8 protein-coding genes, 1 tRNA gene and 1 pseudogene are annotated in these 9783 nt (G+C 60.6%); all 10 read left to right on the top strand.

The genetic code is table 11. From position 1 onward, the window contains the following. Nucleotides 1-325 (top strand): elongation factor Tu (locus tag Q7V20_RS00805; protein ID WP_304786166.1); only part of this gene is annotated, 325 nt, incomplete at its 5' end. Nucleotides 326-360: 35 nt separating this feature from the next. After that, nucleotides 361-436: transfer RNA gene (locus Q7V20_RS00800), tRNA-Trp, on the top strand. Between the two features lie 109 nt (nt 437-545). Next, nucleotides 546-926, top strand: a complete 381-nt coding sequence (gene secE, locus Q7V20_RS00795; RefSeq protein WP_304786164.1) for a preprotein translocase subunit SecE — start codon at nt 546-548, stop codon at nt 924-926. A 40-nt stretch (nt 927-966) separates the two neighbouring features. Then, entirely contained in the window at nt 967-1536 is a 570-nt protein-coding gene (gene nusG / locus Q7V20_RS00790) for a transcription termination/antitermination protein NusG (protein ID WP_300549451.1), read from the top strand. A 228-nt stretch (nt 1537-1764) separates the two neighbouring features. Then, nucleotides 1765-2196: a 50S ribosomal protein L11 gene (gene rplK, locus Q7V20_RS00785; protein WP_230182808.1), complete on the top strand. Its 432-nt coding sequence runs from the start codon at nt 1765-1767 to the stop codon at nt 2194-2196. A 1-nt stretch (nt 2197) separates the two neighbouring features. After that, complete coding sequence (gene rplA / locus Q7V20_RS00780; protein ID WP_304786158.1) at nt 2198-2899, top strand: 50S ribosomal protein L1; 702 nt, start codon at nt 2198-2200, stop codon at nt 2897-2899. Nucleotides 2900-3242: 343 nt separating this feature from the next. Continuing rightward, nucleotides 3243-3800, top strand: a complete 558-nt coding sequence (rplJ, locus tag Q7V20_RS00775; protein WP_304786156.1) for a 50S ribosomal protein L10 — start codon at nt 3243-3245, stop codon at nt 3798-3800. 50 nt (nt 3801-3850) lie between these two features. Next, nucleotides 3851-4225 (top strand): 50S ribosomal protein L7/L12, encoded by a 375-nt coding sequence (gene rplL / locus Q7V20_RS00770; protein ID WP_304786154.1) that lies wholly within the window; start codon nt 3851-3853, stop codon nt 4223-4225. Nucleotides 4226-4586: 361 nt separating this feature from the next. After that, on the top strand, nt 4587-8714 hold the full coding sequence (gene rpoB, locus Q7V20_RS00765; protein WP_304786152.1) for a DNA-directed RNA polymerase subunit beta: 4128 nt from the start codon (nt 4587-4589) through the stop codon (nt 8712-8714). Between the two features lie 20 nt (nt 8715-8734). Further along, a pseudogene (locus Q7V20_RS00760) lies at nt 8735-9783 on the top strand (DNA-directed RNA polymerase subunit beta'); the annotation flags it as partial.

Here is a 9783-nt window from a genome sequence, read left to right as displayed (position 1 = left end):
GCAGCGCGGCCAAGTGCTGTGCAAGCCCGGCTCCATCAAGCCGCACACGCACTTCACCGGCGAAATCTACGTGCTGAGCAAAGATGAAGGTGGCCGTCACACGCCTTTCTTCAACAACTACCGCCCTCAGTTCTACTTCCGTACCACGGACGTGACCGGTTCCATCGAGCTGCCCGCCGACAAGGAAATGGTCATGCCCGGCGACAACGTGTCGATCACCGTCAAGCTGATCAACCCCATCGCCATGGAAGAAGGTCTGCGTTTCGCCATCCGTGAAGGCGGCCGCACCGTCGGCGCCGGCGTGGTTGCCAAGATCCTGGCCTGACCTTTAACTTGAAGTAAACTGTCTGGTTCGTCGTTAGGGGTATAGCTCAATTGGCAGAGCGTCGGTCTCCAAAACCGAAGGTTGTAGGTTCGATTCCTACTGCCCCTGCCACCTACTGAACAAGCCGACAAGACCGAAAACGCATTTCCCAGCAGCCCGCAGGCGAAGGTCATGAAGACCTGGAAGCCCGCGGGCTTTGCCGCCTCAAACACCAACGCAAATGGCCACCTCACAAATCGAAACCGTCACCACCAGCGCCGACAAGGCCAAGCTGGCCGCCGCCGGCCTGCTGGTCGTGGGCGGCGTGGCCGCGTTCTACCTGTTGGGCAAGCAAGACCTCTGGTTGCGCGTGATCGTTTTGCTGGTGTTGCTGGCTGCGGCCGTGGGGGCGTTTTTCACCTCCGCCCAAGGTCGCGAGCTGACCGCCTTTGGCCAAGATGCCATCAAGGAAATGCGCAAGGTCGTCTGGCCCACGCGTCCAGAAGCCACGCAGATGACCTTGTACGTCTTTGCCTTCGTGGTGGTCATGGCTTTGTTCCTGTGGCTGACCGACAAGGCGCTGGAATGGGTGATCTTCAGTCTGATCCTGGGCTGGCGCTGAGCCCAGCACGGCCCGCACAAAACTTACAAGGTTGAGACCCATGAGCGACGTTCAAACCAGCCCCGCCACCGCCGCCCCCGCGCTGCGCTGGTACGTGGTGCACGCCTATTCCGGCATGGAAAAGGCCGTCGAGCGCAATCTGCGTGAACGCATCGACCGTGCCGGCATGCAAACGTCCTTCGGTCGCATCCTGGTGCCCACCGAAGAAGTCGTTGAAGTCAAGAACGGCAAGAAAACCGTCACCGAACGCCGTTTCTTCCCTGGCTACGTGCTGGTTGAAATGCTGATGAGTGACGACTCCTGGCACCTGGTGAAGAACACCTCCAAGGTGACGGGTTTCGTGGGCGGCGCCAAGAACCGCCCAGTCCCCATCTCGGAAGACGAAGTCATGAAGATCGTCAACCAGATGCAGGAGGGCATTGAAAAGCCCCGGCCCAAGGTCGAGTGGGAAGTCGGCGAAGTCGTCCGCGTCAAGGAAGGTCCGTTCACGGACTTCAATGGCGCCATCGAAGACGTCAACTACGAAAAGTCCAAGCTGCGCGTGTCGGTCACGATTTTCGGTCGTGCCACCCCGGTCGAGCTGGACTTCGATCAGGTCGAAAAGATTTGACGCGATAGCGTCAGATCTTTCGCCGAGGCCAAGTCCAAAAGGAATGGGGCCGCAGGTAAAAGATTCACGGCCTTGAAGGTGAGGCCGCTGTCCGCAAAGGCAGTGTCACCTTCCGTACCCAGACGCAAACGAGACTGCGTCAAGAGGAGCCAGGAGTTCACGTTGAACAAGCCTGGCGTTTGACTCAACCGAACTGACGTGGCCGTCAGGCGGTTCTAGGAGATTTATATGGCCAAGAAGATTATCGGCTTCATCAAGCTGCAAATCCCGGCAGGCAAGGCAAACCCTTCGCCTCCAATCGGTCCCGCGCTGGGTCAGCGCGGCCTGAACATCATGGAATTCTGCAAGGCGTTCAACGCCCAGACTTCCGCGATGGAACCCGGCTTGATGCTGCCCGTCGTGATCACGGCGTTCGCAGACAAGTCCTTCACCTTCATCCTCAAGACCCCGCCCGCGACGGTCCTGATCAAGAAGGCCCTAAAGCTCGAGAAGGGTTCGGCCCGTCCGCAATCCGACAAGGTCGGCAAGCTGACCCGCGCTCAGATCGAAGAAATCGCCAAGACCAAGCAAAAAGACCTGACCGCTGCCGATCTGGAAGCCGCTGTCCGGACGATCGCTGGTTCTGCCCGCTCGATGGGCGTGCTCGTGGAAGGTGCATAACATGGCTAAGCTCACCAAACGTGAAAAGACCTACGTCGGCAAGGTCGACAGCAACAAGCTGTACGCCATCGACGATGCCCTGGTCATCCTGAAGGAAACCGCGGTTGCCAAGTTCGATGAATCCATCGACGTGGCCGTGCAACTGGGCGTGGACGCCAAGAAGTCGGACCAAGTCGTGCGTGGCGCTGTCGTGTTGCCCAATGGCACCGGCAAGACCAAGCGTGTGGCTGTGTTCGCCCAAGGCGCCAAGGCTGAAGAAGCCAAGGCCGCTGGCGCTGACATCGTCGGCATGGAAGACCTGGCCGAGCAAATCAAGGGCGGCGTCATCAACTTCGACGTGGTCATTGCCTCGCCGGACACGATGCGCATCGTCGGTACCCTGGGTACCATCCTGGGCCCTCGCGGTCTGATGCCTAACCCGAAGGTTGGCACCGTGACCCCTGACGTCGCCACGGCCGTGAAGAACGCCAAGGCTGGTCAGGTTCAATTCCGCGTCGACAAGGCCGGCATCGTGCACGGCACCATCGGTCGTCGTTCGTTCGACTCCGACAAGCTCAAGGGCAACCTGGCTGCACTGTTGGACGCGCTGACCAAGGCCAAACCGGCTTCGAGCAAGGGTGTCTACCTGCGCAAGGTCGCCGTGTCGTCGACCATGGGCGTGGGCGTTCGCGTCGACGTCGCCTCGATCAACAACGTCGGCTGATCCAAACACCGTTGACTGGCTGCTCAGGCGGTCAGTCGGCCAAGCCCCGCGCGTGTCTGGCGCGGACGCTTGAAAAAAATTGGTGGGCTGCGCGCCCCGGAGGTTCAACCCTCGAAGGTGCGCAGGCTATCAAAGACCGTAGGCGCCAAGTTCGCAGCAGTACCGCGATCAAGGCTTAAAAAGCCAGCCTACGCAGATGGCGTACCCGCCGTTAACGGATTCTTGCCGCCAGCCATGACGGCAAAGGGTTCCTGAGACGGAAGGTCGCTGAAACCGGGTGTGCCCGGGTGGGGTTCGGCCCTGTGGCCAAAGCCTCGCGTGGGCATGTTTTAAGGAGTGGACCTTGAGTCTCAATCGCAACGAAAAAGCAGCCGTTGTCTCGGAAGTGCAAGCCCAAGCGGCGAAAGCACAGACCCTGGCACTGGCTGAGTACCGCGGACTCACGGTGGCCCAGTTGGACGCATTGCGCAAAACCGCGCGCGCGCAAGGTGTGTATCTTCACGTGCTGAAGAACACCCTGGCTCGCCGCGCTGTTGCCGGTACGCCCTTCGAAGTGGCTTCCGAGAGCATGAGCGGCCCGCTGATCTACGGCTTCTCTGAAGATGCCGTGGCAGCTGCCAAAGTCATTGCTGACTTTGCCAAGACCAACGACAAGTTGGTGATCAAGGCTGGTGCATACGCAGGCAAGGCGCTCGACGCCAACGCCGTGAAAGCCCTGGCCGCGATCCCGACCAAGGAAGTCTTGCTCGCCCAAATTTGTGGCTTGCTGCAATCGCCCGTCTCGCGTTTCGCACGCGTGCTGGCCGCTGTGGCCGATCAAAAGGGCGCTGGCGCAGCGCCTGCTGCTGAAGCCGAGGCACCCGCTGCCGACGCCCCTGCCGCAGAAGCACCTGCCGCCTGATCGCTGCTCAAACCGTATTCAACACATTCAACCGATTTTAGGAACCCAAAATGGCTTTCGATAAAGACGCATTCATCACCGCCCTGGACAGCATGTCCGTCATGGAACTCAACGACCTGGTCAAGGCCATCGAAGAGAAGTTCGGCGTGTCCGCTGCTGCCATGGCTGCTCCCGCAGCTGGCGGCGGCGGCGCTGCTGCTGCCGTGGAAGAGAAGACCGAATTCAACGTCGTTCTGCTCGAAGCTGGCGCCAACAAGGTCGGCGTCATCAAGGCCGTGCGCGAACTGACAGGCCTGGGCCTGAAGGAAGCCAAGGACTTGGTCGACGGCGCTCCCAAGAACGTCAAGGAAGCAGTGCCCAAGGCCGACGCCGAAGCCGCTGCCAAGAAGCTGGTGGAAGCTGGCGCCAAGGCCGAAGTCAAGTAATCCTTGGTTTCGCAGGCAGGCTGGCGGTCTTAAAAGGCCGCCAGCCTTTCTCGCTTCAAGGGTATCTGCCCTTGAGGGCACCCGAAAGCGCCTTCTGCGTTAGACTGGAAGGCTTTTTCGAGTGTTCTCTGAATCCGACTGCAGAGAACCGGTTTGGTCGAGCCGGGGTGTCACATCATCATTGCACAAGCTTTGATGATCGCAAAATGCCCTGGTTGTCTGCCAGCGGTTGGTAGTGGCCAACCACCAAGCCTCGGATGCAATGTCCGACTGGCCAGTCGCCGAACGATGAGCCGCACCTTGGCCGGGCGCGGCTTTGATTCGCACCGGGCACCCTGAAGGGGCCCGAAACGGAGAGTTTATGGCGCAAGCAACCCCCTACAGCTACACCGAGCGCAAGCGAGTTCGCAAGAGCTTTGGCAAACGCGGCAGCGTATTGAACGTTCCTTATCTGCTGACGATGCAGAAGGATTCATACGTGGCATTCCTTCAAAAGGATGTTCCACCGCAAAAACGCAAGCCTGAAGGCTTGCAAGCCGCCTTCTTGTCCGCGTTCCCCATTGTTTCGCACAATGGTTTCGTGGAGATGAAATTCATCGAATTCAACATCGCCAAGCCGACGTTCGACGTCCGCGAGTGCCAGCAACGGGGCTTGACCTTCGCCGCCGCCGTGCGTGCGAAGTTGCAAATGATCATTTATGACCGCGAGACCTCAACCTCGCAGTCCAAGGTGGTCAAGGAAGTCAAGGAACAAGAGGTCTACATGGGCGAAGTGCCCCTGATGACCGACTACGGCTCCTTCATCATCAACGGCACCGAGCGCGTCATCGTGTCTCAGCTGCACCGTTCGCCCGGCGTGTTCTTCGAGCACGACAAGGGCAAGACGCACTCGTCCGGCAAGCTGCTGTTCAGCGCGCGCATCATCCCCTACCGTGGTTCCTGGCTCGACTTCGAGTTCGACCCCAAGGACCTGCTGTACTTCCGCGTTGACCGCCGTCGCAAGATGCCCGTGACCACGCTGCTCAAGGCCATCGGCATGAGCAACGAGAAGATCCTGGCCACGTTCTTCCAGAACGACCAGTTCAAGCTCATGGACGCCGGTGCGCAAATGGCCTACGTGCCTGAGCGCCTGAAGGGCGAAGTCGCTCGCTTCGACATCACCGACAAGTCGGGCAGTGTCGTGGTCGAGAAAGACAAGCGCATCACCGCGCGCCACACCCGCGCACTGGAACAATCGGGCACCACGCACATCACCGTGCCCGAGGACTTCCTGCTGGGCCGCGTGCTGGCCAAGAACCAGATTGATCCGGACACTGGCGAGATCATCGCCAAGGCCAACGAAGAGCTGACCGAGCTGCTGCTCAAGAAGCTGCGCACCGCCGGCATCAAGGAAATCGACTGCCTGTTCACCAATGAACTGGACCAGGGCGCCTACATCAGCCAGACGCTGGCCACCGACGAAACAGCCGACGAACTGGCTGCTCGTGTGGCCATCTACCGCATGATGCGCCCCGGCGAGCCGCCGACCGAAGACGCCGTGCAGGCCCTGTTCCAGCGCCTGTTCTACAGCGCTGACACGTACGACCTGTCGCGCGTGGGCCGCATGAAGTTCAACGCCCGCATCGGCCGCGAAGGCTCCGAAGGCGCGATGACCTTGTCCAACGACGACATCCTGTCGGTCGTGAAGATCCTGGTCGAGCTGCGCAATGGCCGTGGCGAAGTCGATGACATCGACCACTTGGGCAACCGCCGCGTGCGTTGCGTGGGCGAACTGGCTGAAAACCAGTACCGCTCAGGCTTGGCTCGCATCGAAAAGGCCGTGAAGGAGCGTCTGGGCCAGGCTGAGACCGAAGCCCTGATGCCGCACGACCTGATCAACTCCAAGCCGATCTCTGCGGCGCTGAAGGAGTTCTTCGGTGCCTCGCAGTTGTCGCAGTTCATGGACCAGACCAACCCCCTGTCGGAAATCACGCACAAGCGTCGCGTTTCCGCCCTGGGCCCGGGCGGTCTGACCCGCGAACGTGCCGGCTTCGAAGTGCGCGACGTGCACCCGACCCACTATGGCCGTGTGTGCCCGATCGAAACCCCTGAAGGCCCGAACATCGGTCTGATCAACTCGCTGGCTTTGTACGCGCAGTTGAACGACTACGGCTTCCTGGAAACGCCGTATCGCCGCGTGATCGACAGCAAGGTGACGATGCAGATCGATTACCTGTCGGCCATCGAAGAAGGCAAGTACATCATCGCCCAGGCCAATGCCTCGCTGGGTGCCGATGGCCGCCTGACCGACGAGCTGGTGTCGGCGCGTGAACATGGTGAATCCGTGTTGACCTCGCCCGAACGCATCCAGTACATGGACGTGGCCCCCACGCAGATCGTGTCGGTCGCTGCTTCGCTTGTGCCCTTCCTGGAGCACGACGATGCGAACCGCGCGCTGATGGGCGCCAACATGCAGCGTCAAGCTGTGCCAGTGCTGCGCCCCGAAAAGGCTTTGGTCGGCACGGGCGTCGAGCGCGTGGCCGCCAAGGACTCGGGCACCGTCGTGGCCGCCCGCCGTGGTGGCGTGGTCGATTACGTGGACACGAACCGCATCGTGATCCGCGTGAACGACAACGAGACCGTGGCTGGCGAAGTCGGCGTCGACATCTACAACCTGATCAAGTACCAGCGTTCCAACCAGAACACCAGCATCCACCAACGTCCCATCGTCAAGCGTGGCGACAAGGTGGCGGCTGAGGACATCATCGCTGACGGTGCCTCCACCGACATCGGCGAGCTGGCCCTGGGTCAGAACATGCTGGTCGCGTTCATGCCCTGGAACGGCTACAACTTCGAAGATTCGATCCTGATCTCCGAACGCGTGGTCGCCGAAGACCGCTACACCTCGATCCACATCGAGGAACTGGTGGTGATGGCCCGCGACACCAAGCTGGGTTCCGAAGAAATCACGCGCGACATCCCGAACCTGTCCGAGAACCAGTTGGCTCGTCTGGACGAGTCCGGCATCGTCTACGTGGGCGCCGAAGTCGGCCCCGGCGACGTGCTGGTTGGCAAGGTCACGCCCAAGGGCGAGACCACGCTGACGCCTGAAGAGAAGCTGCTTCGCGCCATCTTCGGCGAGAAGGCGTCCGACGTGAAGGACACCTCGCTGCGCGTTGATCAAGGCACGAGCGGCACCGTCATCGACGTGCAGGTCTTCACCCGTGAAGGCATCGTCCGTGACAAGCGCGCGCAACAGATCATCGACGATGAACTGAAGCGTTTCCGCCTGGACCTGAACGACCAGCTGCGCATCGTGGAAGCCGACGCCTTCGACCGGATCAAGAAGCTGCTGATCGGCAAGCCTGCCAATGGCGGCCCGAACAAGCTGGCCAAGGGCACGGCGATCGACGAGGCCTACCTGGCCACGGTCGAGAAGTTCCACTGGTTCGACATCCGTCCGGAAGATGGCGACATCGCCAATCAGCTGGAATCGATCAAGAACTCGCTGGAGCAGACCCGCCACAGCTTCGACCTGCACTTTGAAGAAAAGCGCAAGAAGTTGACGCAAGGCGACGAGTTGCCCGCGGGCGTGCTCAAGATGGTCAAGGTCCACCTGGCCGTCAAACGTCGCTTGCAGCCTGGTGACAAGATGGCCGGCCGTCACGGCAACAAGGGTGTGGTCTCCCGCATCCTGCCCGTCGAAGACATGCCTTACATGGCCGACGGCACGCCGTGCGACGTCTGCTTGAACCCCCTGGGCGTGCCTTCGCGGATGAACGTGGGCCAGGTGCTGGAAGTGCACTTGGGCTGGGCCGGCAAGGGCATTGGCCAACGCATCGGCGACATGCTCCAGAAGGAAGTCGCGGCCACCGAGCTGCGCAAGTTCCTCGACGAGCTGTACAACCAGTCGGGTGGCAAGACCGAAGACCTGTCGCAACTGTCGGATGACGAAGTGCGCGAAATGGCCGGCAACCTGGTCAAGGGCGTGCCCTTCGCCACGCCGGTGTTCGACGGTGCCAAGGAAGCCGAAATCCGCGCCATGCTGCAACTGGCCTACCCGGCCGACATCGCCAAGGCCAAGGGCCTGACGCCGACCCGCACGCAAGCGCAACTGTATGACGGCCGCACTGGCGAAGCTTTCGAGCGCGCCACCACGGTGGGCTACATGCACGTGCTCAAGCTGCACCATTTGGTCGACGACAAGATGCACGCCCGCTCGACCGGTCCTTACTCGCTCGTCACGCAGCAGCCGCTGGGTGGTAAGGCGCAGTTCGGTGGTCAGCGCTTCGGTGAAATGGAAGTGTGGGCCCTGGAAGCGTATGGCGCCTCCTACGTCCTGCAGGAAATGCTCACCGTGAAGTCCGATGACGTGAATGGCCGTACCAAGGTGTACGAAAACATCGTCAAGGGTGAGCACGCGATCGAAGCCGGCATGCCTGAGTCGTTCAACGTTCTTGTCAAGGAAATCCGTTCCTTGGGCATCGACATTGAACTTGAACGCAACTGAACGAAAAGGAATAGAAGACCATGAAAGGTTTACTCGACCTGTTCAAGCAATTCACCCCTGATGAGCATTTCGATGCCATCCGGATCGGCCTGGCTTCCCCGGAGAAAATCCGCAGCTGGTCGTTTGGTGAAGTGAAGAAGCCCGAGACCATCAACTATCGGACTTTCAAGCCCGAGCGTGATGGCCTGTTCTGCGCCAAGATCTTTGGCCCCATCAAGGACTACGAGTGCCTGTGCGGCAAGTACAAGCGCCTGAAGCACCGCGGTGTCATCTGCGAGAAGTGCGGCGTTGAAGTCACGCAGACCAAGGTTCGCCGTGACCGCATGGGTCACATCGACCTGGCGGCGCCCTGCGCGCACATCTGGTTCCTGAAGTCGTTGCCGTCGCGTCTGGGCCTGGTCCTGGACATGACCCTGCGCGACATCGAACGCGTGCTGTACTTCGAAGCGTACGTGGTCGTTGACCCAGGCATGACCCCGCTGAAGAAGTTCAGCATCATGTCCGAGGACGACTACGACACCAAGCGTGTCGAGTACGGTGACGAGTTCATCGCGCTGATGGGTGCCGAAGGCATCCAGAAGCTCTTGGCCGAGATGGACCTGGACGTTGAGATCGAAAAGATCCGCAACGACCAGACCGGTTCCGAGCTGAAGATCAAGAAGAACTCCAAGCGCCTGAAGGTCATGGAAGCCTTCAAGAAGTCGGGCATCAAGCCCAACTGGATGGTGCTGGAAGTGCTGCCCGTGTTGCCACCGGACCTGCGTCCGCTGGTGCCGCTGGATGGCGGCCGCTTCGCCACGTCCGACTTGAACGACCTGTACCGCCGCGTCATCAACCGCAACAACCGCCTGGCGCGTCTGTTGGAGTTGAAGGCTCCGGAAATCATCGTGCGCAACGAAAAGCGCATGCTGCAAGAGTCGGTCGATTCGCTGCTGGACAACGGCCGTCGTGGCAAGGCCATGACGGGCGCCAACAAGCGTGCGTTGAAGTCGCTGGCCGACATGATCAAGGGCAAGTCGGGTCGCTTCCGCCAGAATCTGCTGGGCAAGCGCGTCGACTACTCCGGTCG

This window comes from Aquabacterium sp., from assembly GCF_030652515.1.
GTDB lineage: Bacteria > Pseudomonadota > Gammaproteobacteria > Burkholderiales > Burkholderiaceae_C > Aquabacterium.
This window is presented reverse-complemented; position numbering and strand designations above follow the sequence as displayed.